The 21,181-nt window shown below is 62.9% G+C and carries 23 protein-coding genes and 4 tRNA genes; 16 read left to right on the top strand and 11 right to left on the bottom strand.

The features are described from left to right. Positions 1-19 precede the first annotated feature (19 nt). From ACYJSS_RS01360 to trxB, 3 genes are read right to left on the bottom strand one after another with little or no spacing between them, the layout of a single operon-like run. Positions 20-727, bottom strand: a complete 708-nt coding sequence (locus ACYJSS_RS01360) for an arginyltransferase (protein WP_111262148.1) — start codon at positions 725-727, stop codon at positions 20-22. A gap of 53 nt (positions 728-780) precedes the next feature. Next, positions 781-1,464, bottom strand: coding sequence for a leucyl/phenylalanyl-tRNA--protein transferase (gene aat, locus ACYJSS_RS01365; protein WP_111262149.1), 684 nt, complete (start codon positions 1,462-1,464; stop codon positions 781-783). Positions 1,465-1,504: 40 nt separating this feature from the next. After that, positions 1,505-2,455: a thioredoxin-disulfide reductase gene (trxB, locus tag ACYJSS_RS01370; protein WP_111262150.1), complete on the bottom strand. Its 951-nt coding sequence runs from the start codon at positions 2,453-2,455 to the stop codon at positions 1,505-1,507. A gap of 221 nt (positions 2,456-2,676) precedes the next feature. Here trxB and ftsK point away from each other — a divergent pair, with 221 nt between their 5' ends. The 6 genes from ftsK (at position 2,677) to cysG (ending at position 10,260) form a co-directional block, all read left to right on the top strand. Beyond that, positions 2,677-5,085 carry a DNA translocase FtsK gene (gene ftsK / locus ACYJSS_RS01375; RefSeq protein ID WP_111262151.1) on the top strand — a complete coding sequence of 803 codons (2,409 nt, stop codon included), beginning with the start codon at positions 2,677-2,679 and terminating at the stop codon, positions 5,083-5,085. Positions 5,086-5,114: 29 nt separating this feature from the next. Beyond that, positions 5,115-5,741 (top strand): outer membrane lipoprotein chaperone LolA, encoded by a 627-nt coding sequence (lolA, locus tag ACYJSS_RS01380; RefSeq protein ID WP_111262152.1) that lies wholly within the window; start codon positions 5,115-5,117, stop codon positions 5,739-5,741. A gap of 18 nt (positions 5,742-5,759) precedes the next feature. Next, positions 5,760-7,082 (top strand): replication-associated recombination protein A, encoded by a 1,323-nt coding sequence (locus tag ACYJSS_RS01385; protein WP_111262153.1) that lies wholly within the window; start codon positions 5,760-5,762, stop codon positions 7,080-7,082. Beyond that, positions 7,079-7,453 carry a fluoride efflux transporter CrcB gene (gene crcB, locus ACYJSS_RS01390; protein ID WP_111262154.1) on the top strand — a complete coding sequence of 125 codons (375 nt, stop codon included), beginning with the start codon at positions 7,079-7,081 and terminating at the stop codon, positions 7,451-7,453. The genes ACYJSS_RS01385 and crcB overlap by 4 nt, the downstream gene beginning before the upstream one ends. A 16-nt stretch (positions 7,454-7,469) precedes the next feature. Then, complete coding sequence (gene serS / locus ACYJSS_RS01395) at positions 7,470-8,750, top strand: serine--tRNA ligase (RefSeq protein ID WP_111262155.1); 1,281 nt, start codon at positions 7,470-7,472, stop codon at positions 8,748-8,750. Positions 8,751-8,865: 115 nt separating this feature from the next. Beyond that, positions 8,866-10,260: a siroheme synthase CysG gene (gene cysG, locus ACYJSS_RS01400; protein WP_111262156.1), complete on the top strand. Its 1,395-nt coding sequence runs from the start codon at positions 8,866-8,868 to the stop codon at positions 10,258-10,260. Here cysG and ACYJSS_RS01405 read toward each other — a convergent pair. From ACYJSS_RS01405 to ACYJSS_RS01435, 7 genes are all read right to left on the bottom strand, one after another. After that, a complete protein-coding gene (locus tag ACYJSS_RS01405) occupies positions 10,248-11,249 on the bottom strand; it encodes a glutathione S-transferase family protein (RefSeq protein WP_111262157.1) in 1,002 nt (333 codons plus the stop codon). The genes cysG and ACYJSS_RS01405 overlap by 13 nt on opposite strands. Positions 11,250-11,336: 87 nt before the next feature. Beyond that, positions 11,337-12,320, bottom strand: coding sequence for a glycosyl transferase family protein (locus ACYJSS_RS01410; RefSeq protein ID WP_111262158.1), 984 nt, complete (start codon positions 12,318-12,320; stop codon positions 11,337-11,339). Next, the gene (locus ACYJSS_RS01415) at positions 12,317-12,652 is read right to left on the bottom strand and encodes a TusE/DsrC/DsvC family sulfur relay protein (protein ID WP_111262159.1); all 336 of its coding nucleotides are present in this window, start codon (positions 12,650-12,652) and stop codon (positions 12,317-12,319) included. Before ACYJSS_RS01415 ends, ACYJSS_RS01410 begins: the two co-directional genes overlap by 4 nt. Next, positions 12,649-12,951: a sulfurtransferase complex subunit TusB gene (gene tusB / locus ACYJSS_RS01420; protein ID WP_111262160.1), complete on the bottom strand. Its 303-nt coding sequence runs from the start codon at positions 12,949-12,951 to the stop codon at positions 12,649-12,651. The genes ACYJSS_RS01415 and tusB overlap by 4 nt, the downstream gene beginning before the upstream one ends. Further along, positions 12,951-13,310 (bottom strand): sulfurtransferase complex subunit TusC, encoded by a 360-nt coding sequence (tusC, locus tag ACYJSS_RS01425; RefSeq protein WP_111262161.1) that lies wholly within the window; start codon positions 13,308-13,310, stop codon positions 12,951-12,953. Before tusC ends, tusB begins: the two co-directional genes overlap by 1 nt. Before the next feature lies 1 nt (position 13,311). Continuing rightward, entirely contained in the window at positions 13,312-13,704 is a 393-nt protein-coding gene (gene tusD / locus ACYJSS_RS01430; protein WP_111262162.1) for a sulfurtransferase complex subunit TusD, read from the bottom strand. Positions 13,705-13,807: 103 nt separating this feature from the next. Further along, entirely contained in the window at positions 13,808-14,476 is a 669-nt protein-coding gene (locus tag ACYJSS_RS01435) for a Bax inhibitor-1/YccA family protein (RefSeq protein WP_111262163.1), read from the bottom strand. 129 nt (positions 14,477-14,605) lie between these two features. Here ACYJSS_RS01435 and ACYJSS_RS01440 point away from each other — a divergent pair. The 9 genes from ACYJSS_RS01440 to ACYJSS_RS01480 all read left to right on the top strand — a co-directional run bounded on the left by ACYJSS_RS01440 (position 14,606) and on the right by ACYJSS_RS01480 (position 20,263). After that, positions 14,606-14,693 (top strand) — tRNA-Ser (locus ACYJSS_RS01440). A gap of 499 nt (positions 14,694-15,192) precedes the next feature. Next, positions 15,193-15,837, top strand: a complete 645-nt coding sequence (gene gacA, locus ACYJSS_RS01445; RefSeq protein WP_111259911.1) for a response regulator transcription factor GacA — start codon at positions 15,193-15,195, stop codon at positions 15,835-15,837. A 1-nt stretch (position 15,838) separates the two neighbouring features. Then, positions 15,839-17,662 carry an excinuclease ABC subunit UvrC gene (uvrC, locus tag ACYJSS_RS01450; RefSeq protein WP_111259912.1) on the top strand — a complete coding sequence of 608 codons (1,824 nt, stop codon included), beginning with the start codon at positions 15,839-15,841 and terminating at the stop codon, positions 17,660-17,662. A 32-nt stretch (positions 17,663-17,694) separates the two neighbouring features. Then, entirely contained in the window at positions 17,695-18,255 is a 561-nt protein-coding gene (gene pgsA, locus ACYJSS_RS01455; protein ID WP_111259913.1) for a CDP-diacylglycerol--glycerol-3-phosphate 3-phosphatidyltransferase, read from the top strand. Between the two features lie 69 nt (positions 18,256-18,324). Further along, a tRNA-Gly gene (locus tag ACYJSS_RS01460) sits at positions 18,325-18,400 on the top strand. Positions 18,401-18,443: 43 nt separating this feature from the next. Then, a tRNA-Cys gene (locus tag ACYJSS_RS01465) sits at positions 18,444-18,517 on the top strand. A gap of 307 nt (positions 18,518-18,824) precedes the next feature. Next, positions 18,825-18,911 (top strand) — tRNA-Leu (locus ACYJSS_RS01470). A gap of 199 nt (positions 18,912-19,110) precedes the next feature. Then, positions 19,111-19,470, top strand: a complete 360-nt coding sequence (locus ACYJSS_RS01475) for a histone-like nucleoid-structuring protein, MvaT/MvaU family (protein WP_111259914.1) — start codon at positions 19,111-19,113, stop codon at positions 19,468-19,470. A gap of 331 nt (positions 19,471-19,801) precedes the next feature. After that, on the top strand, positions 19,802-20,263 hold the full coding sequence (locus tag ACYJSS_RS01480; RefSeq protein ID WP_111259915.1) for a hypothetical protein: 462 nt from the start codon (positions 19,802-19,804) through the stop codon (positions 20,261-20,263). Positions 20,264-20,307: 44 nt separating this feature from the next. Here the strand turns inward: ACYJSS_RS01480 and ACYJSS_RS01485 are convergent, their stop codons facing one another. Then, positions 20,308-20,499: a carbon storage regulator gene (locus tag ACYJSS_RS01485; RefSeq protein WP_111259916.1), complete on the bottom strand. Its 192-nt coding sequence runs from the start codon at positions 20,497-20,499 to the stop codon at positions 20,308-20,310. 342 nt (positions 20,500-20,841) lie between these two features. Here ACYJSS_RS01485 and ACYJSS_RS01490 point away from each other — a divergent pair, with 342 nt between their 5' ends. After that, positions 20,842-21,126, top strand: a complete 285-nt coding sequence (locus ACYJSS_RS01490) for a hypothetical protein (protein ID WP_111259917.1) — start codon at positions 20,842-20,844, stop codon at positions 21,124-21,126. Positions 21,127-21,181: the final 55 nt, after the last annotated feature.

A 21,181-nucleotide genomic window follows, 5' to 3' on the forward strand; every position in this document is an offset into this window, starting at 1 on the left:
GCATCGTAAGCCAAGGGTTTCAGGTGAGGGTGACCCAGCGCTGATTGACGAAGAGCTCAATGGGGCGGTATTGGGTCTTGTAGTTCATCTTCCTGCAGTTCTTGATCCAGTAGCCGAGATAGACCGCCTGGAGGCCCAGGCGCAAGGTCTCGCCGATCTGCCAGAGGATGGCGAAGCGGCCGAGGCTGCGGCGCTCTTCCGATGGGTCGTAGAAGGTGTAGACGGCGGAGAGGCCGTTGGGCAGGACGTCGGTCACGGCGATCGCGACCAGTCGACTCTCCAGGCGGAATTCGTAGAAGCGCGAGAAAGGCAGGTCGCGGACCAGGAAGGTGGAAAACTGATCGCGACTTGGTGGGTACATGTCGCCGTCGGCATGGCGCTCCTCGATGTAGCGCACATAGAGGGCGTAATACTCTTCGTTGAATGCTGGGCGCACGGCACGGACTTCGATGTCGGTGTTGCGCTTGAGTATGCGTCGCTGCTGACGGCTGGGTGCAAAGGCTTCGGCGGGGATGCGGGCCGGTACGCAGGCTGTGCAGCGTTGGCAATGTGGGCGGTAGAGGTGGTCGCCACTACGGCGGAAACCCATTTCCGAGAGCTCGGCGTAGACCTCCACATCCATCGGCTGGCTGGGATCGAGAAACAGTGTGGTGGCCTGTTCCTCGGGCAGGTAGCTGCAAGGATGCGGTTGAGTGGCATAGAACTTCAGGCGAGCCAGCTCGGTCATGGTCGAATCTCGAAAAAGCCTTCCGCAAGTGTAAGCCAGGCTTGGCGACTCGCCTAGGCGACAACCCAGTTGGCGCTGTTGGGTTGGTCGAGATAAAGCTGGAGGTAGCGCGAGAACTTCTCACGGGTGATCGAGCGGGCGCCGAAGCTGTGCAGGTGCTGGGTCGGCATCTGGCAGTCGATGAGCACGAAGCCCCAGTCGTTGAGGTGTCGGGTGAGGGTCACGAACCCGACCTTGGAAGCGTTATCGGTGCGGCTGAACATGGATTCGCCGAAGAACAGCTTGCCCATGGCGAGCCCGTACAGGCCGCCGACCAGTTCGTCATCCAGCCAGACCTCGACCGAGTGGGCGATGCCGCGGCGATGCAGTTCCAGATAGGCGGCCTGCATCGGCGTGGTGATCCAGGTGCCATCGGTGTAGCTGCGTGGCCCGGCGCAAGCCTCGATGACGGCGGCGAAACACTGGTCGAAGGTGACGCGGAAGCGTTGCTGGCGGATCAGCTTGGCGAGGCTGCGGGAAACGTGCACCTCCTGTGGGGGTAGAACGGTGCGCGGGTCGGGTGACCACCAGAGGATCGGCTGGCCATCCTGGAACCAGGGAAAGCAGCCGTGGCGATAGGCTTGGACCAATCGTTCGGGGGACAGGTCGCCGCCGGCCGCCAGCAGTCCGTTGGGCTCGCGGAGGGCGCGCTCGAGGGGCGGGAAGGTGAGGTTTTCGCGGCTAAGCCAGGTCAGCATGGGAAGGGGAGGGCGGCGTGAGGTGCGCCGCCCCTGCGCCTCAGTTGTCGTCGAGGAATTTTTCGGCATCCAGCGCGGCCATGCAGCCGGCGCCTGCCGAGGTGATCGCCTGGCGATAGACGTGGTCGGCCACGTCGCCAGCGGCGAAAACGCCCTCGATGCTGCTGGCGGTGGCATTGCCTTCGGAGCCGCCGCGGACCACCAGGTAGCCGTCACGCATTTCCAGTTGGCCCTGGAACAGTTCGGTGTTGGGCTTGTGGCCGATGGCGATGAAGACGCCGGCCAGGGGCATTTCCTTGGTTTCGCCGTTGGTGGTGTCTTTCAGTCGGACGCCGGTCACGCCGGTGGCGTCGCCCAGCACCTCTTCCAGGGTGTGGTTCCAGTGCAGGCGCACATTGCCGTTCTTGGCTTTCTCGAACAGTTTGTCCTGGAGGATCTTCTCCGAGCGCAGCTTGTCGCGGCGGTGGATCAGGTGGACTTCCTTGGCGATATTGGAAAGGTAGAGGGCTTCCTCGACGGCGGTGTTGCCGCCGCCGATCACGCAGACCACCTGGTTGCGGTAGAAGAAGCCGTCGCAGGTGGCGCAGGCCGAGACGCCCTTGCCGGCGAAGGCTTCCTCGGACGGCAGGCCCAGGTACTGGGCGGAGGCGCCGGTGGCGATGATCAGTGCATCGCAGCTATAGGTTCCGCTGTCGCCCTTGAGAATGAACGGGCGTTGCTGCAACTCGGCGGTATGGATGTGGTCGTAGACGATCTCGGTGTCGAAGCGTTCGGCGTGCTTCTGCATGCGCTCCATCAGGGCGGGGCCGGTGAGGCCTTCGACGTCACCCGGCCAGTTGTCGACCTCGGTGGTGATGGTGAGTTGGCCGCCCGGCTGGATGCCGGTGATGACAACGGGTTTGAGGTTGGCGCGGGCGGCATACACGGCAGCGGTGTAACCGGCTGGGCCGGAGCCCAGGATGATCAGGCGTGAATGCTTGACGTCGCTCATAAAAAGGCCTCATAAGTCTTTGTCACAAAAGAGAATGCATGCTCAAATTGAGCGCTGCGCAAGATGCTGGCGGCTATGCTACACCGAAGCACGAATCAGCCGCAAAACGCCCCGCGGCCAGGGCGGACGCTGTGGCGCCGGGCGGTTAAACCCGTACAATGGGCGGCATTTCCGCCAGTAACCGATTCTTGAACGCGCCAAGGGCGCAGGAAAAAAGGCGTTTGAAGAATTCCACGAGTACTGCCCAGACGCCCGTCTGGCGCCAGCAACTGCATTACCGCCTCAAGGAAGGTGCGCTGATCGCGCTGGGCGCGTTGTGCCTCTACCTGTGGATGGCGTTGCTCACCTACGACTCTTCCGATCCGGGCTGGACCCACACCAGCAATGTCGAGCAGGTACAGAACGCCGCAGGCCGCCTGGGCGCCTGGTTCGCCGACATCCTCTTCATGGCCCTGGGCTACTTCGCCTACATCTTCCCGTTGCTGCTTGCGATCAAGACGCTGCAGGTGTTTCGTCATCGCCACCAGGCCATCGACTGGAGTGGCTGGCTGTTCTCCTGGCGCCTGATCGGGCTCGTCTTCCTGGTGCTTTCGGGTGCCGCGTTGGCCGATATCCACTTCCAGGACAGCGTCGGCATGCCTGCATCCGCCGGCGGTGCGCTGGGCGAAAGCCTCAGCCACCTGGCGGTCAACGCCCTGAACGTGCAGGGCAGCACACTGATGTTCTTCGCCCTGTTCCTCTTCGGCCTGACGGTGTTCACCGACCTGTCGTGGTTCAAGGTGATGGACCTGACCGGCAAGATCACTCTCGACCTGGTCGAACTGATCCAGAGCCTGATCAACCGCTGGTGGAGTGCGCGTGCCGAGCGCAAGCAGCTCGTGGCCAAGCTGCGCGAGGTGGATGACCGCGTCAACGAGGTCGCCGCGCCCGTGGTTCGCGACAGTCGCGAGCAGGCGAAGGTCAAGGAGCGCCTGATCGAGCGCGAAGAAGCCCTGGCCAAGCACATGATCGAGCGCGACAAGCGTCCGGCACCGGTCATCACCCCCCCCGCGCCGGCCAAGGCTGCCGAGCCCAGCAAGCGCGTGCAGAAGGAGAAGCAGGTCCCTCTGTTCGTCGATAGCGCCGTAGAGGGCACCCTGCCGCCGATCTCCATCCTCGATGTGGCCGAGAAGAAGCAGAAGAGCTACTCCCCCGAATCCCTCGAGGCCATGTCACGCCTGCTGGAGATCAAGCTCAAGGAGTTCGGCGTCGAAGTGATAGTCGAATCCGTGCACCCGGGCCCCGTGATCACCCGTTTCGAGATCCAGCCCGCCGCAGGCGTCAAGGTCAGTCGTATCTCCAACCTGGCCAAGGACCTGGCGCGCTCCCTCGCCGTGATCAGCGTCCGCGTGGTGGAGGTCATTCCCGGCAAGACCACCGTGGGCATCGAAATTCCCAACGAAGACCGCCAGATCGTGCGCTTCTCCGAAGTGCTGTCCTCGACCGAGTACGACGAGGCCAAGTCGCCGGTCACCATGGCCCTCGGCCACGACATCGGTGGGCGCCCGGTGATCACCGACCTGGCCCGCATGCCGCACCTGCTGGTGGCCGGTACCACTGGCTCCGGTAAGTCCGTGGGCGTCAACGCCATGATCCTGTCGATCCTGTTCAAGTCCACGCCCGAGCAGGCGAGGCTGATCATGATCGACCCGAAGATGCTCGAACTGTCGATCTACGAAGGCATTCCGCACCTGCTGTGCCCGGTCGTGACCGACATGAAGGAAGCCGCCAACGCGCTGCGCTGGAGCGTCGCCGAGATGGAGCGGCGCTACAAGCTGATGGCCGCCATGGGCGTGCGCAACCTGGCGGGCTTCAACCGTAAGGTCAAGGACGCGGAGGAGGCCGGCACGCCGCTGACCGACCCGCTCTATCGCCGCGAGAGCATGGAAGACGAAGCGCCGCTGCTGAAGCAACTGCCGACCATCGTGGTGATCGTCGACGAATTCGCCGACATGATGATGATCGTCGGCAAGAAGGTGGAAGAGCTGATCGCCCGTATCGCGCAGAAGGCACGTGCGGCGGGCATCCACCTGATCCTCGCCACCCAGCGCCCCTCGGTGGACGTGATCACCGGCCTGATCAAGGCCAACATCCCGACCCGCATGGCCTTCCAGGTCTCCAGCAAGATCGACTCGCGCACCATCCTCGATCAGGGCGGCGCCGAGCAACTGCTGGGCCACGGCGACATGCTCTACCTGCCGCCGGGCACCGGCTTGCCGATCCGTGTCCACGGCGCCTTCGTCTCCGACGACGAGGTGCATCGCGTGGTCGAGGCCTGGAAGCTGCGTGGCGCTCCCGACTACATCGAAGACATTCTCGCGGGCGTCGACGAGGGTAGTGGTGGCTCCAGCGGCGGCTTCGATGGCGGTGAGGGCGGTGAAGGCAGTGAGGAAGACCCGCTCTACGACGAGGCCGTGCGCTTCGTCACCGAGAGCCGCCGCGCGTCCATCTCCGCGGTACAGCGCAAGCTCAAGATCGGCTACAACCGCGCCGCCCGAATGATCGAGGCGATGGAGATGGCCGGCGTGGTCACGCCCATGAACACCAACGGCTCGCGTGACGTGATCGCGCCGGGCCCGGTTCGCGACTAACCCTGAACGGAATTCTGATGAGGACCCCCATGCGACTGATCCGCATGCTGCTCGTTGCCGCACTGAGCCTTGGTGCCATGCAGGCCCAGGCTGATGACCAGGTGGCCATCGCCCGCCTGACCGAAATGCTCAACAAGGCCCAGACCATCACCGGTCGCTTTTCCCAGCTGACCCTCGATGGTTCCGGTACCCAGTTGCAGGAAACCTCCGGCGAGCTCGCCCTCAAGCGCCCGGGCCTGTTCCGCTGGCACACCGACGAGCCGATGGAGCAATTGCTGGTTTCCAATGGACAGAAGGTCTGGCTGTATGACCCGGACCTGGAACAGGTCACGATTCAGACCCTTGATCAGCGCCTCACGCATACGCCGGCGCTGCTGCTGTCCGGCGATGTGTCCAAGATCAGCGAGAACTTCGAGATCAGCCACAAGGAAGGGGGCGACGTGGTCGACTTCATCCTCAAGCCGAAGGCCAAGGACACCTTGTTCGACACCCTGCGTCTGTCCTTCCGCAATGGCGTGATCAACGACATGCAACTGATCGACAGCGTCGGCCAGCGCACCAACATCCTCTTCCTCGGCGTGAAGATGAACCAGTCCATCGACGCCGCCCAGTTCGACTTCAAGGTTCCGGAAGGCGCCGACGTCATCCAGGAATAAGAGGTTTCACGCGTACCCATGGACCTGTTCCGTTCCGAGCCCATCGCCCAGCCCCTGGCCGCGCGCCTGCGTGCCAACAGCCTGGACGAGTACGTTGGCCAGGAGCACCTGCTGGCGCCGGGCAAGCCCCTGCGTGAGGCGCTGGAGCAGGGGGCGTTGCACTCGATGATCTTCTGGGGGCCGCCCGGGGTGGGCAAGACCACCCTGGCCAAGCTTCTGGCCCAGGTCAGCGATGCCCATTTCGAGACGATTTCCGCGGTGCTCTCCGGCGTCAAGGAAATCCGCCAGTCGGTGGAGATGGCCAAGCAGCAGGCCGCCCAATACGGGCGCCGCACCATCCTCTTCGTCGACGAGGTGCATCGCTTCAACAAATCCCAGCAGGATGCCTTCCTTCCCTATGTCGAGGACGGCACGCTGATTTTCATCGGTGCCACCACCGAGAATCCTTCGTTCGAGCTGAACAACGCGTTGCTTTCCCGTGCCCGGGTCTATGTGCTCAAGAGCCTGGACGAAGCGGCACTGCGCCGTCTCGTCGATCGGGCGCTGAACGAGGACAAGGGGCTCGGCAAGCGAAAGCTGCGCCTGCCTGATGAGAGCTTCGCGATCCTGGTAGCGGCAGCCGACGGCGATGGCCGGCGCTTGCTCAACCTGCTGGAGAATGCGGCGGACCTCGCCGAGGACGACAGCGAGATCGCCCCCGAGCTGCTGCAAAATCTGCTCGGTGACAGCCGTCGTCGTTTCGACAAGGGTGGCGAGGCCTTTTACGACCAGATTTCCGCGCTGCACAAGTCGGTGCGTGGCTCCAGCCCCGACGGTGCGCTTTATTGGTATGCGCGCATGATCGACGGTGGCTGCGACCCGCTCTACATCGCGCGCCGCGTGGTGCGCATGGCCAGCGAAGACATCGGCAATGCCGACCCCCGTGCCTTGAGCCTGTGCCTGGCCGCCTGGGATGTGCAGGAGCGCCTCGGCAGTCCGGAAGGTGAATTGGCGGTGGCCCAGGCCATCGTCTACCTGGCCTGCGCGCCGAAGAGCAACGCTGTCTACACCGCCTTCAAGGCGGCCATGCGTGATGTCGCCGAGAATGGTTCCCACGAGGTGCCGCTGCACCTGCGCAATGCGCCGACCAAGCTGATGAAGCAGCTCGGCTACGGCGACGAATATCGCTACGCCCATGATGAGCCGGATGCCTATGCTGCGGGCGAGGACTACTTCCCAGAGAAGCTCGAGCCCCGCCAGTACTACCAGCCTGTGCCTCGGGGGCTGGAGCTGAAGATTCGCGACAAGCTCGATCACCTGGCTGGGCTCGATGCGCGCAGCCCCAGAAGGAGAAGGCCTTGAGCCCCTTGATTCTCTCGGTGTCCCTGGGGGGTATCGTCGGCACCCTCCTGCGTTTCGCCACGGGCAACTGGGTGGCTGCCCACTGGCCTCGTTACTTCTACGCCGGTACTCTTGCCGTCAATATCGTCGGCTGCCTGCTCATCGGCTTTCTCTACGGCCTGTTCCTCCAGCGTCCTGAAGTGCCTGTGGAGATCCGTGCCGGGCTCATGGTCGGTTTCCTGGGCGGCCTGACGACGTTTTCATCCTTTTCCCTGGACACGCTGCGCTTGCTGGAAAGCGGCCAGCTGCCCCTGGCCTTTGGCTATGTGGCGGTGAGCGTGCTGGGAGGCCTGCTCGCGACCTGGGCCGGCCTGACACTGACCAAATTCTGATAGACGGGAACCTCACATGCTCGATTCCAAACTGGTACGCACCCAGACCCAGGACGTGGCCGATCGCCTCGCCACCCGTGGCTTCCAACTGGACGTGGCGCGCCTCGAATCTCTGGAGAACCAGCGTAAGTCCGTGCAGACCCGCACTGAGCAGCTGCAGGCCGAGCGCAACAGTCGCTCCAAGGCCATTGGCCAGGCCAAGCAGCGCGGCGAGGACATCGCGCCGCTGCTGGCCGATGTCGACCGCATGGGGACCGAGCTGGAAGAGGGCAAGCGCGAACTGGAGAGCATCCAGGCCGAACTGGACAACCTGCTGCTGAACATCCCCAACCTGCCGGACGCCTCCGTACCCGTGGGCGAGGATGAAGATGGCAACGTCGAGGTCCGCCGCTGGGGTACACCGCGCAGCTTCGATTTCGAGATCAAGGACCACGTGAGCCTGGGTGAAATCCATGGCTGGCTGGACTTCGAGACCGCCGCCAAGCTCTCCGGTGCACGCTTCGCCTTGCTGCGCGGCCCCATCGCCCGCCTGCACCGCGCCCTGGCGCAGTTCATGATCAACCTGCATACCGCCGAGCACGGCTACGAAGAGGCCTATACCCCTTACCTGGTCCAGGCCCCGGCACTGCAAGGCACCGGCCAGTTGCCCAAGTTCGAGGAAGACCTGTTCAAGATCGGTCGCGAGGACGAAGCGGATCTGTACCTGATCCCTACCGCCGAAGTGTCCCTGACCAACATCGTCGCCGGTGAAATCCTCGACGTGAAGCAGCTGCCGTTGAAGTTCGTCGCCCACACCCCCTGCTTCCGCAGCGAAGCGGGCGCTTCCGGTCGCGACACGCGCGGCATGATCCGCCAGCACCAGTTCGACAAGGTCGAGATGGTGCAGATCGTCGAGCCGTCCAAGTCCTTTGAGGCACTGGAAGGCCTGACCGCCAATGCCGAGAAGGTCCTGCAACTGCTGGAGCTGCCGTATCGCGTTCTCGCCCTGTGCACCGGCGACATGGGCTTTGGCGCGACCAAGACCTACGACCTGGAGGTCTGGGTGCCGAGCCAGGACAAGTACCGCGAGATTTCCTCCTGCTCCAACTGTGGTGACTTCCAGGCCCGCCGTATGCAGGCTCGCTACCGCAACCCGGAAACCGGCAAGCCCGAGCTCGTGCACACCCTCAACGGCTCCGGCCTGGCCGTCGGCCGTACCCTGGTAGCCGTGTTGGAGAACTACCAGCAGGCGGATGGTTCCATTCGCGTGCCGGACGTCCTCAAACCCTACATGGGCGGTATCGAAATCATCGGTTGATCCTCGCCGCCCCGCGTGCGCGGGAGCGGTTCGAGCTTTCCCGAGCGCCCGCGTTCCGGCTCCTGCCGGATGCGGGCGTCGTTTTCCACGGCAACCACTGCAGCAAGGCGCTCCCATGGATTTCCTCCCGCTCTTCCATAACCTCAAGGGCCGTCAGGTGCTCGTCGTCGGCGGTGGCGAAGTCGCACTGCGCAAGGCCCGCCTGCTGGCGGATGCCGGAGCGGTTCTCCGGGTGGTAGCGCCGCAGATCGACAGTCAGTTGATTAAGCTGGTGGGGGCTTCGTCGGGGCTGGCCCATGTCCGTGGCTATGCGGAGGCGGACCTCGATCAGTGCGTGCTGGTCATTGCCGCGACCGATGACGAGTCCCTCAACGCATTGATCTCGCAACAGGCCCAGGCGCGCGGCGTGCCGGTCAACGTGGTCGATGCGCCGGCGCTGTGCAGCGTGATCTTTCCCGCCATCGTCGACCGTTCGCCGCTGATCGTCGCCGTGTCGAGTGCCGGGGATGCCCCAGTGCTGGCCCGGCTGATCCGCGCCAAGATCGAAACCTGGATTCCTTCCGCCTATGGCCAGTTGGCGGGGCTCGCCAAGCGCTTCCGCAGCCGGGTCAAGACCCTGTTCCCCGATGTGCAGCAACGACGCGTGTTCTGGGAGGACGTTTTCCAGGGGCCGATCGCCGAGCGCATGCTTGCCGGGCAGCCCGCCGAAGCCGAGCGCATGCTCGAAGAGCGTGTGGCCGGTGGCGGTGCGAAGCGGGCGCTGGGCGAGGTCTACCTGGTGGGCGCCGGCCCCGGTGATCCCGACCTTTTGACGTTCCGCGCCCTGCGCCTGATGCAGCAGGCCGATGTGGTGCTCTACGACCGCCTGGTGGCGGGCCCGATCGTCGAGATGTGCCGGCGCGACGCCGAACGCATCTATGTGGGCAAGCGTCGTTCGGAGCATGCCGTGCCGCAGGAGGAGATCAATCGCCTGTTGATCGACTTGGCGCGCCAGGGCAAGCGCGTGCTGCGCCTGAAGGGAGGGGACCCGTTCATCTTCGGACGTGGTGGCGAGGAGATCGGCGAGCTGGCGGCCAACGGCATTCCCTTCCAGGTGGTGCCGGGCATTACCGCCGCCTCGGGCTGCGCGGCCTATGCCGGTATCCCGCTGACCCACCGTGACCACGCCCAATCGGTGCGCTTCGTTACCGGGCACCTGAAGGACGGCAGTAGCGACCTGCCCTGGAACGACCTGGTCGCGCCGGGCCAGACCCTGGTCTTCTACATGGGCCTGGTCGGCTTGCCGACTATCTGCAGCGAGCTGATCCGCCACGGGCGCTCGGCCCATACCCCGGCCGCCCTGGTGCAGCAGGGCACCACCAGCAACCAGCGGGTTTTTACCGGCACCCTCGGCGACTTGCCGCAGCTGGTCGCCCAGCATGAGGTGCATGCGCCCACGCTGGTGATCGTGGGCGAGGTGGTGCAGCTGCGTGACAAGCTCGCCTGGTTCGAAGGGGCTCAGCTCGACTGAGCCACCCCTTTACCGGGCAGGTGGTCGCGGCCGTGGGGCTGGTTGAAGTCCTGCAGCGGGCCTGCGGGGATGATCCCGGTCGGGTTGATGGTGCGGTGGCTCGCGTAGTAATGCCCCTTGATGTGCTCGAAGTTCACCGTTTCGGCCACGCCTGGCCACTGATAGAGCTCACGCAGCCAGCCAGACAGGTTGGGGTAGTCGGCAAGGCGCCTCAGGTTGCACTTGAAGTGCCCGTGGTAGACCGCATCGAAACGTATCAGCGTGGTGAAGAGTCTCCAGTCGGCCTCGGTCACGTGGGCTCCTGCCAGGTAGCGACGCTCGCCCAGTAGCGCTTCCAGCCTGTCCAGCTCGCGGAACAGTTCGCCGAAGGCTTCCTCGTAGGCTTCCTGGGTGGTGGCGAAGCCCGCCCGGTATACGCCGTTGTTGATGGCCGGGTAGATGCGCTCGTTGAGGGCGTCGATCTCCGTCCGCAGGGCCAGCGGATAGAAGTCCTGGCGATCGTTCGTGAGGCCGTCGAACGCCGAGTTGAACATGCGGATGATCTCGGAGGATTCGTTACTGACGATCCGCTCCTCGAATGTGTCCCACAGCAACGGCACGGTCACGCGACCGGTATACCCGGCATCATCGCGGGTGTAGCGCTGATGGAGATAATCCAGGTTGCCGAGGGCATCGCCACTCGATCCATGGCTGCGATCGAAGGTCCAGCCGTTCTCCAGCATCAGCCAGCTGACCACCGAGATGTCGATCAGGCTTTCCAGCCCCTTCAGCTTGCGGAAGATCAGCGTGCGGTGTGCCCAGGGGCAGGCCAGTGATACGTAGAGGTGATAGCGCCCCGGTTCGGCTGTGAAGCCACCCTTGCCGCTCGGGCCGGGCGACCCGTCAGCGGTGATCCAGTTGCGCCGGCGTGCGCTTTCACGTTGGAAGCGGCCGTCCTTGGCAGTGTCGTACCACTTGTCCTGCCATTTGCCTTCGACCAGCAATCCCATGGCTCTGACCCTCTGAATTGGAAATTGGGCTCAGTCTAATGGTGTTGAGTCGATTGAATAGCGCAAATTCAAAGTGTTTTTTATCGATTAATTCGAAGCGTTTCGCTCTTTCCACAGTCGCTCGGCTTCGCTGAAGGCAGCCTCGCGGGGATGACCGAGACCGCGCAGCGCGAGTGCCATGGTGCCGAGGATGGCGAGTCGGGCGTAGGCATCGTCGATGCTGCCGTCCCACACGCCCTCCAGCTGCGCCGCTTCGATGCGCTCTGGTTTGACATGGCGCAGCGGCGATAGGGCGGGCCACTCTTCATCCCAGGCCTCGCCGCCTTCGGTGCCGAAGAGGTGGCAGGCGGCATCCGGGTTCACTTCGATCTCGCCGCCCTCGCCCTTGATGACGATGGCGTGGTCCCCCAGTAGCTGGCTGGCTTCCCTGTGCACCGCCTGGTAGCCGGGATGGAAGATGCTCTGCAGGCCGCAGCGGGCGCCGAGTGGGTTGAGAATGCGAGCAAGCGAGTGGATGGGAGAGCGCAGGCCGAGGATGTTGCGCAAGTCGATCATGCGCTGCAGCGTCGGCGCCCAGGCCCCCAGAGGGATGAAGGCGATGCGCTGGTGGTCCAGCGCCTGGCTGACCTCCTGCCAGTCGGCGCAGTCGGGGATGCCCAGCAGCTCCAGGCATTGTTCGGTGTAGATGCGCCCGGCCGTGTGCAAGCCGCCGCCGTGCAGCAGGATGCGTACCCCGCCATTGGCCAGGGCCTTGGCTGCCAGGAGGAACCAGGGGTGGTGGCGCTTCTTGCCGGCGTAGCTGGGCCAGTCGATGTCCACCTGGATTGCCGGGGCATGGTTGCGCGCGCGGAAGGCTTCGGTGAAGCCGGCCAGCTCTTCGGCGCTTTCTTCCTTGTGCCGCAGCAGCATGAGGAAGGCGCCGAGCTGGCTGTCTTCGGTCTTGCCCTCCAGCAGCATGCCCATGGCCTCGCGGGCTTCTTCGCGGCTCAGGTGGCGGGCGCCACGCTTGCCCTTGCCCAGGATGCGGACGAACTGGGCGAAGGGGTGTTCAACAGGGGCGGCGGGAGTCATAGGCAATTGGTCGGCTTGGGCAGGCCGGCGAGCTTGGCGGCAAGCTTGGCCGGTGCGCCCTTGAACAGGTGGTTGAGGTGCAGGCTGTTGCCCTTTTCCGGGCCGAGCTGCTGGGCGACGTACTTGATCAGCGGCCGATTGGCCGGCGACAGCTGGAATTCGGCATAGAAGCGCCGCAGCAGCTCGAGGATTTCCCAGTGCTCGGCCTGCAATGTGATCTCCTCCCGCGCGGCGAGTGCTTCCGCCACGGGATGGGACCAATCGGCCAGCTCCTGCAGATAGCCATCCTTGTCGAGCGGGATGCTGCGTCCGTTCAGATCGAGGCTGCTCATAGCCAGCTGTTCACCTTGTCGTACTGCACGCATAGCGTCACGAAGCCGGGGTAGTCCAGCAACTTGATGCGGCTGGGCTGGCTGCCGATTGCGCGCGCCGCCACGTCTTCTTCCAGCGCGAATAGGGCAATGCCTTCGGGGAGCTGCTCCAGGCATTGACGTGGGTGGGTCGAGGCGCGCAGGGCCTGGACGGCTTCACCGCTGAGCAGGATAGCGTCCTGGTTGCCCACCAGGCGCAGGCAACTGTCGAAGTGGTCGTCGCCAAACGGCGAATGGGAAAGCAGGTGCAATGTACTCATCAGAGGGTGATCACTTGGTCATGGCGCTCGATAAGGGTGCGCAAGGCGGCATCATCCAGCACTTCGACGGGAAGATTCAGGCTGTCGGTGGCCAGGCCGCGCTGGCTCAGGCTGTGGGCACTGGCGTAAAGCGATTCCACGCCGAACAGCGGCAGTGCCTGCAGGTTGGCGGTGAGGTCCTTCTGCTCCAGCCTGCCTGGAGCCTGGCTGCTGGCGAGTTGGAAGACACCGTCGTCGAGGAACAGCATCGCCAGCGGCAAATCGAAGGCGCCGCCGGCCAGTGCGATATCCAGCGCTTCGCGCGCACCAGGGCCGGCCCAGGGCGCGCGGCGGGTGATGATCAACATGGATTTGGCCATTTCAGTCCCCCCCGAAGCAGATCAGGCGATCGGCCATCTGCGCGGCTTCATGCAACTGGCCCAGACCGGATAGCTCCCAGCCCGGTGCCAGGTTGGCGGCTGCACGACCATAGCGCTCGGCCTCCTCCTGGTTGATCACGCCCCGACGCAGGGCGGCGGCGATGCAGACCACGCCATCCAGTTGGTGATCGGCCACGAACCTGGACCAGTCACGGGCGATGTCCGGCTCGTCCTGTGGGGTCACTACATTGGCGGAGGCGCTGTGAACGCCGTCCTGGTAGAAGAACAGGCGCGTGATTTCATGACCGCTGTCCAGCGCCGCCTCGGCAAAGCGCAGGGCGCGGCGGGAGGAGGGTGCATGGGCAGGAGCGAAGAGGGCGATGGCGAATTTCATGACAGTGCTTCGAGCGGGATAGCTGGGCGCATGATACGGCTTGCGACCGGCTTTTGCAGGCAAGAAAAAGCCCGCCGAAGCGGGCTTCTCCAAGGCACAGCTATCAGTCGTCGCCGCTCATCACGCCGAAGATCTGCAGCAGGCTGACGAACAGGTTGTAGATCGATACGTACAGGCTGATGGTCGCCATGATGTAGTTGCGCTCACCACCGTGGATGATCGCGCTGGTCTGGAACAGGATGCAGACCGAGGCGAAGACCACGAAGCCGGCGCTGATTGCCAGCTGCAGGCCGCTGATGTCGAAGAAGAAGCTCGCCAGCATTGCGCCGATCAACACGAAGAAGCCAGCGGTGATGAAGCCACCCAGGAAGCTCATGTCCTTGCGGGTGGTCAGCACGTAGGCGGACAGGCCGAAGAACACCAGTGCCGTCATGGCGAAGGCTGAACTGATCACTTCACCGCCATTGGGCATGCCCAGGTAACGGTTGAGGATCGGGCCAAGGGTGTAGCCCATGAAACCGGTCAGGGCGAAGGTGGAGAGCAGGCCCCAGGCCGAGTTGCGCAGCTTCACGGTAAGGAAGAACAGACCGTAGAAGCCGATCAGCACCACGAAAATGCTCGGGTAGGCGACGCGCATCTGCTGCGCGACATAGGCGACCAGGCCGCTGAATGCCAGGGTCAGCGCCAGCAGCCCGTAGGTGTTGCGCAGCACACGGCTGATTTCGAGCCCGCCGGCCTGCGCCTGGTTCAGTACGTAATCTTGATCGCTCATTGCAAAACTCCTGCAAGAAATTGGGTCCGTGACCGCAGTCGCTCGAAATCATAACAGAGGTCCGTAGCGGCTCTGTTGCGAGAGTTTGACAGCGTGTTGCGTTCGGGTAGTATGGCGGCCCGCAAATGCGGAAGTGTGGCCGAGTGGTTGAAGGCAGCGGTCTTGAAAACCGCCGACGGGAAACTGTCCGTGAGTTCGAATCTCACCGCTTCCGCCATATTCCTGCGCAGCAAAGCCCCGTTATGCGGGGCTTTGGCGTTTCTGGTACATGGGGATCTCCGAGTGCTCGCTCGTCAAGCTCATCCATATAACGGTCATACCTTCTGGGTTTGGAGCCTCCTCGGTCGATGGAGAGGCGACGAACTGCCGATAACTGCGTAGGGATCGCTCGACTGCTTGTCGGCGCCACGTGGTTTGGCGAGGCCGGCAGTGCTTTAACTACAACTCATGTCTCAGTCGCTGCGCCGTGGTTGTACGCGGCTTTCGTTCCAGCCATTGGCGTGCCATACCTTTAGATCGGTCCTGTGATGCGGGCTTAGGCGCAGGCGTCTCCTTACCCGGTGCTCGATTGTCAGTCCTCATGGTCTGTGTTTTGCTGGCGCTTGCTATTTGACGGTTATGAATCAAGCTAGGTCTTGTGAACCAGTCTTGATAATGTATCTGCCTTTCCACAATCCAGCCGCCCAGGCGGTCTGCGATGCACTGTGAGGTGTCGCTTGATTAGGGTACTGGTGGTCGATGACCACGATCTGGTTCGAACGGGTATTACGCGCATGTTGGCCGACATCGACGGCCTGCAGGTGATCGGGCAGGCCGACAGCGGCGAGGAGGCCCTGAAGAAGGCGCGCGAGCTCAAGCCGGATGTCGTACTCATGGACGTGAAGATGCCCGGCATCGGCGGTCTGGAGGCCACCCGGAAGTTGTTGCGCAGCCAACCCGATCTGAAGGTCGTAGCCGTTACCGTGTGTGAAGAGGACCCGTTTCCTACACGCCTGCTTCAGGCAGGTGCTGCCGGGTACCTGACCAAGGGCGCGGCGCTGGAAGAGATGGTCCAGGCCATCCGCCAGGTCTTTGGTGGGCAGCGCTACATCAGTCCGCAGATCGCTCAGCAGTTGGCACTCAAGTCATTCCAGCCGCAGACCAGCGGTTCCCCCTTCGATCTTCTTTCGGAGCGTGAGATCCAGATCGCCCTGATGATCGCCAACTGCCAGAAGGTGCAGACCATTTCCGACAAGCTCTGCCTGTCGCCGAAGACCGTGAATACCTACCGCTACCGGATCTTCGACAAGCTTTCCATCTCCAGTGACGTCGAGCTGGCCCTGCTGGCCGTGCGGCACGGCATGGTGGACGCCGTCAGCTAAGATGTCCGACATTTTCGACGCAAGTGATTTCCTTGCCGCCTGCAGTGGGCGTCCGGGTGTTTACCGGATGTTCGACGAGGGCGGCAAGCTGCTCTATGTCGGCAAGGCAAAGAACCTCAAGAAGCGCCTCGCCAGCTACTTCCGCAAGACCGGGTTGGCGCCCAAGACTGCCGCCCTGGTTGCAAAGATCGCGCAGATCGAGACTACCGTCACCGCCAACGAGACCGAGGCGCTGCTGCTCGAGCAGACCCTGATCAAGGAGTGGCGACCGCCTTACAACATCCTCCTGCGTGATGACAAATCCTACCCCTACGTGCATCTCTCGGATGGCCCCTATCCGCGCCTGAGCATTCACCGCGGTGCGAAGAAGCAGAAGGGGCGCTATTTCGGCCCCTATCCTAGTGCGGGGGCGATCCGCGAGAGTCTTGCGTTGCTGCAGAAGGCGTTCCTGGTGCGCCAGTGCGAGGACAGCTATTTCCGTAACCGTACCCGTCCTTGTCTGCAGTACCAGATCAAGCGCTGCAAGGGCCCTTGCGTGGAGCTCGTGGAGCCTGCCGAGTACGCCGAGGACGTTCGCCACTCGGTGATGTTCCTCGAGGGACGCAGCAATGCATTGGCGGCGGAGCTGTCTGCCAGCATGGAGCAGGCTTCCATGCGCCTGGAGTTCGAGCGTGCCGCCGAACTGCGTGATCAGGTCGCGATACTGCGTCGCGTACAGGACCAGCAAAGCATCGAGGGCGGCACCGGCGATGTCGATGTGGTCGCTGCCATCGTCAACCCGGGCGGCGCCTGCGTGCACATGATCAGCGTGCGGGGCGGGCGGGTGCTCGGCAGCAAGAACTTCTTCCCTCAGGTGGCGATAGAAGAGGAGGTGGGTGACGTGCTGGCTGCCTTCGTCGCGCAGTACTACCTCGGCAATCTGGAGCGCGATCTGCCTCAGGAACTGATCGTCAACACCGCCCACGAAGACTTCCCGACGCTGATTGAGGCCATCGCCGAGTTGCGTGGACGCGAGCTGAGCATCAGCCATCGGGTGCGGACCAACCGTGCGCGCTGGCAACAATTGGCCGTCACCAATGCCGAGCTGGCCCTGGCTGCGCGCCTCGCCAATCGTCAGCACATGGCCAACAAGTTCGAGGCACTGGCCGAAGTGCTGGAGCTGGAAGAGCCACCGCAACGGCTGGAGTGCTACGACATCAGCCACTCCAGTGGCGAGGCGACAGTCGCATCCTGCGTGGTCTTCGGCCCCGAGGGCGCTCTCAAGTCGGATTACCGCCGTTACAACATCGAAGGTGTCACGGCGGGGGATGACTACGCCGCCATGCACCAGGCACTCACTCGGCGATTCAGCAAGCTCAAGGACGGGGAGGGCAAGCTGCCTGACATCCTTCTGGTGGACGGCGGCAAGGGGCAGATGGCTATGGCGCAGGAAGTGCTCCAGGAGCTGGCGGTGCCGGACCTGATTCTTCTAGGCGTGGCCAAGGGGGTGACCCGTAAGCCCGGTTTCGAAACCCTCTACCTGAACGACGCCGCCCATGAATTTACGCTGCCTGCGGATTCACCGGCGCTGCACCTCATCCAGCAGATCCGCGACGAGGCTCATCGCTTCGCCATCACCGGCCACCGTGCTCGTCGTGGCAAGGCGAGACGGACCTCGAGTCTCGAAGAGGTAGCTGGTGTCGGTCCGAAGCGCCGTCGCGACCTGCTCAAGCATTTCGGTGGGCTGCAGGAACTGGGGCGTGCCAGCGTCGAGGAGATCGCCAAGGCGCCTGGTATCAGTAAAAAGCTCGCGGAGTCGATTTATGCGGCTCTGCACAGCGAGTAGAATGCCCGCTCATTTCCGGTTCAGCTGTCACGATGAATATTCCAAATCTCCTCACCGTTCTGCGCGTTCTGCTGATTCCCGTCTTCATCCTGCTGTTCTACATGCCGTTCTCCTGGAGCTATCTGGCAGCCAGTGCGGTATTCGCCATCGCAGCGGTGACCGACTGGTTCGACGGCTACCTGGCTCGCCGCTGGGAGCAGAGCACGCCCTTCGGCGCCTTCCTCGATCCGGTCGCGGACAAGTTGATGGTCGCCGTCGCTCTGGTGCTGCTGGTAGAGGAGCACCACAACCTGTGGTTGAGCCTGCCTGCCGCAATCATCATCGGCCGCGAGATCGTCGTGTCCGCTTTGCGGGAATGGATGGCCGAGATCGGCGCCCGTGCGCATGTGGCGGTATCCAACCTCGGCAAGTGGAAGACCGCCGCGCAGATGCTGGCGTTGGTCATCCTGCTGGCCAATCCGCCGCATTTCACCTTCTGGGTGCTGGTGGGCTACGTGCTCTTGATCGTCGCTGCCGGGCTGACCCTGTGGTCCATGCTGCACTACCTGTTGGCTGCCTGGCCGCATCTCAGCACCGAGCCGAAAAAGAAATAAACTATTTTTGAATCAAGGGGTTGACGGGCGCTAATGAATCTATAGAATGGCGCCCGTCACCAAGACAAAGCGGGAATAGCTCAGTTGGTAGAGCACGACCTTGCCAAGGTCGGGGTCGCGAGTTCGAGTCTCGTTTCCCGCTCCAGATTGTCGCGATAGACGCCGCCCAAAGCGGCGTCTTCGTTTGAGGCCGGATGGCAGAGTGGTCATGCAGCGGATTGCAAATCCGTGTACGCCGGTTCGATTCCGACTCTGGCCTCCAATATAAAACCCCGCAGGTTCACGCCTGCGGGGTTTTTTCTTTGGTGCTGTCATGCATCGTTGTGTAACTTCCGGACTCGTTTCCGCAAGACGCCATCAAGTGGTTGGATTCACGACCGCGCCCTGGTGTCGGTAGTTGCGCTTGGTTATCTTCGCTGCTTCGACCAGTCGGTTGAATGTAGATAGCTGATCTGCGTGGTTTTTTTCGGTGCGCTCGGTTTTTTCGTCAGCTTGCGCGAGCGGTGGGGGGTGTATATAGTCCTGCCCTCGCGAATGGAGGGGCTTCCTTTCCAGTGCGCCGCGCTACCGCCCGAATGGCGAAATCGGTAGACGCAAGGGACTTAAAATCCCTCGGGGGAAACCCCGTGCCGGTTCGACCCCGGCTTCGGGCACCATATGAATCAAGGGCTTGCGTGCATCCTGTACGCAGGCCCTTGTTGTTTTTGGTAGGCAATTCAGCGAGTTGGGATGAGCTGGTGTTCGCAATCGGAGTGGGCACTTCCAGGGGTGTTGCGATATAAAATCCGGTGTCTCGTAAACTCCGCTGGTTCCTGTTGGTCAGATTCATCGAAACAACTCAAATAAAGGCCTTACATGTCCAAACTCGCAGAATTCAAAGCCCTCGAAGCCAAACTCGCCGAGCAACTTGCCCAGCTCGATGCCTTGAAGAACGATAAAGAACTCAAGCGTGAAATCGAATTCGAGCAGAAGTTGCGAGCGCTGCTCGGTGAATACGATTACTCCCTGCGCAATATAATCGCGATCCTCGAACCGTCGGCTTCGCGCAGCCCCGCGTCGGTCAAGGCGCGCGGCCAACGCCGTGAGCGTGCCATCAAGATTTACATCAATCCCAAGACCCAGGAGCGTGTGGAAACCAAGGGTGGCAACCATGCCGTGTTGAAAGCGTGGAAAGCCGAGCATGGCGCTGAGGTCGTGGAGTCCTGGCTGCAGTAAAGGACTTCCTCTGTTTCGCAATGAGCCCGCTTCGGCGGGCTTTTTGTCATCTGTGGCGGAAGGCTCTGGCAGCTGTTGACTGTCACGCTGTCAGTCCACGCAGAGCACCTTGAGTAACACCTCTCTTATATTTCCGCGATTGTGGAGCGAGGCCTTATCGCTGCGGTGGATAGGCCGCGCCGAAAGTGTGTATGCACTTCACAGGTTCGATTTTCAAACTCTTGTCCCCCCTTCTTTGGGTCGGTGGCCCCGAAGGTGCGGGTAACTAGCCTCCAGATGCCGATATCCAGGCGCGCGTCGATAAAGACCCGGGATGAGAGGAGTCAAGGAAATGATCAGATATGCCCTAGTTGTCCTGCTGCTGTTCGCTGGCCAGATCGCCCAGGCCGCGACCATCAATGCCAACCTGCAGTTCTACTTCTTCGGGACGCTGGCCCTGAAGCCGAGTGGTCTGGGCACCACCATCACCTGCAATGTGGAGCTCACCGGTATCGCCAACCCGTCGATTGCGACGATCGTGAACGCCAAGTTCACCGGATTGGGCCTGTGCCCGGCCCTGAGCGCCGCCGGGCTGCCCTGGTCCTGGACGCCCACCAGCGTGACGAGTGCCTACTTGGCGGGAGTGAAGCTCTCGCTGGCAGGTACTGCTTGCAGTACATCCCCAGTCACCCTCAACGGTGCCTGGAGCAATTCGAGCACCGCCTTCACCGCATCGCCCTATCAGCCGCTGGGAGGCTGCATCGTGCAGTCGCTGTTCCTGTCTCCGACGCCGTCCTTCACCATCAGCCCGTGACATCCTTGCCCGGCGGCGCGAGTCTCCAGCGCGCCCCGGGCTGGTCAGGCGCTGAGTTTCTTGGGGTGTGGCACGCCCGCCTGGATGCGCTCGTAGACTTCCTTGCGATGCACCGCGACATTCCTCGGCGCGATGATGCCGAACTTCACCTGGTGTCCGTGGATGCTGATCACTTCCACAGTGATGCCGCCTTCAATGACGAAGCGTTCGCCGACCGAATTGATGAGGAGCTGCATGTCGGGTCTCCCTGCAGGGTTGTCGTGAGGCGTTGTGGCAGCACTCCCCGGACGTTGCCATGGCTCCGTGACTGGCGTGGATTGCAGCTGCCTGATCACCTGACCCATCGCCCGGTTTCGAAGTTCCCGCTATCTCCATGCATGGCCATGCCGTTGCGCTTTCCCGACCAAGGATGGGGGCGGCTCCGCTTGTCCGATTCCCTGTGTGCTGCGTGAACCGCTTCGCCGGGGCGGTGCCAAAGTTGAAATTTTTCTTGCAGTGGCCCGTCTCGCCCGTGCCTCGCGGCACTTTTCAGCTAGCCTCAGTGCTGCCTGAAGGAGTCAGGTTCAAGAGGTCGATGAATGGAATCCAAGGAACAGCAACTGGTTCGCCTGCTCAGTCTCACCACCCGCAGCCTTACCCACCTCACTGCCGCGATGACCGAGATGTCGTTCGAGATGATGCGCAGCGACGACCAGGCCATCAAACAGGCCGGGCAGCGCATGATCGACCACCTGGCGGCCATCGGTGCCGGTCTCGACCAGCATTGGGAAACCCTCGGCACCTACGCTGGCGAGCCCGTGGTCCACGAGGCCACGGAAACCCTGGTCGAGGTCGAACTCAACTTGCCCGCCGACGAGCGCTGAGCGCCATCACGGCGCGGTCATCCCGCTGTCACCGTTCTGCCACCGGAGTCCGCTG

It is taken from the genome of Pseudomonas sp. No.21 (genome assembly GCF_054558415.1).

Bases quoted from the DNA above. Each gene is read 5' to 3' on its own strand.
- ACYJSS_RS01360 (WP_111262148.1), bottom strand. From the start codon at position 727: ATGACCGAGCTGGCTCGCCTGAAGTTCTATGCCACTCAACCGCATCCT.
- aat (WP_111262149.1), bottom strand. From the start codon at position 1,464: ATGCTGACCTGGCTTAGCCGCGAAAACCTCACCTTCCCGCCCCTCGAG.
- trxB (WP_111262150.1), bottom strand. From the start codon at position 2,455: ATGAGCGACGTCAAGCATTCACGCCTGATCATCCTGGGCTCCGGCCCA.
- lolA (WP_111262152.1), top strand. From the start codon at position 5,115: ATGCGACTGATCCGCATGCTGCTCGTTGCCGCACTGAGCCTTGGTGCC.
- ACYJSS_RS01385 (WP_111262153.1), top strand. From the start codon at position 5,760: ATGGACCTGTTCCGTTCCGAGCCCATCGCCCAGCCCCTGGCCGCGCGC.
- serS (WP_111262155.1), top strand. From the start codon at position 7,470: ATGCTCGATTCCAAACTGGTACGCACCCAGACCCAGGACGTGGCCGAT.
- cysG (WP_111262156.1), top strand. From the start codon at position 8,866: ATGGATTTCCTCCCGCTCTTCCATAACCTCAAGGGCCGTCAGGTGCTC.
- ACYJSS_RS01405 (WP_111262157.1), bottom strand. From the start codon at position 11,249: ATGGGATTGCTGGTCGAAGGCAAATGGCAGGACAAGTGGTACGACACT.
- ACYJSS_RS01410 (WP_111262158.1), bottom strand. From the start codon at position 12,320: ATGACTCCCGCCGCCCCTGTTGAACACCCCTTCGCCCAGTTCGTCCGC.
- ACYJSS_RS01415 (WP_111262159.1), bottom strand. From the start codon at position 12,652: ATGAGCAGCCTCGATCTGAACGGACGCAGCATCCCGCTCGACAAGGAT.
- tusB (WP_111262160.1), bottom strand. From the start codon at position 12,951: ATGAGTACATTGCACCTGCTTTCCCATTCGCCGTTTGGCGACGACCAC.
- tusC (WP_111262161.1), bottom strand. From the start codon at position 13,310: ATGGCCAAATCCATGTTGATCATCACCCGCCGCGCGCCCTGGGCCGGC.
- tusD (WP_111262162.1), bottom strand. From the start codon at position 13,704: ATGAAATTCGCCATCGCCCTCTTCGCTCCTGCCCATGCACCCTCCTCC.
- ACYJSS_RS01435 (WP_111262163.1), bottom strand. From the start codon at position 14,476: ATGAGCGATCAAGATTACGTACTGAACCAGGCGCAGGCCGGCGGGCTC.
- uvrC (WP_111259912.1), top strand. From the start codon at position 15,839: ATGTCCGACATTTTCGACGCAAGTGATTTCCTTGCCGCCTGCAGTGGG.
- pgsA (WP_111259913.1), top strand. From the start codon at position 17,695: ATGAATATTCCAAATCTCCTCACCGTTCTGCGCGTTCTGCTGATTCCC.
- ACYJSS_RS01475 (WP_111259914.1), top strand. From the start codon at position 19,111: ATGTCCAAACTCGCAGAATTCAAAGCCCTCGAAGCCAAACTCGCCGAG.
- ACYJSS_RS01480 (WP_111259915.1), top strand. From the start codon at position 19,802: ATGATCAGATATGCCCTAGTTGTCCTGCTGCTGTTCGCTGGCCAGATC.
- ACYJSS_RS01485 (WP_111259916.1), bottom strand. From the start codon at position 20,499: ATGCAGCTCCTCATCAATTCGGTCGGCGAACGCTTCGTCATTGAAGGC.
- ACYJSS_RS01490 (WP_111259917.1), top strand. From the start codon at position 20,842: ATGGAATCCAAGGAACAGCAACTGGTTCGCCTGCTCAGTCTCACCACC.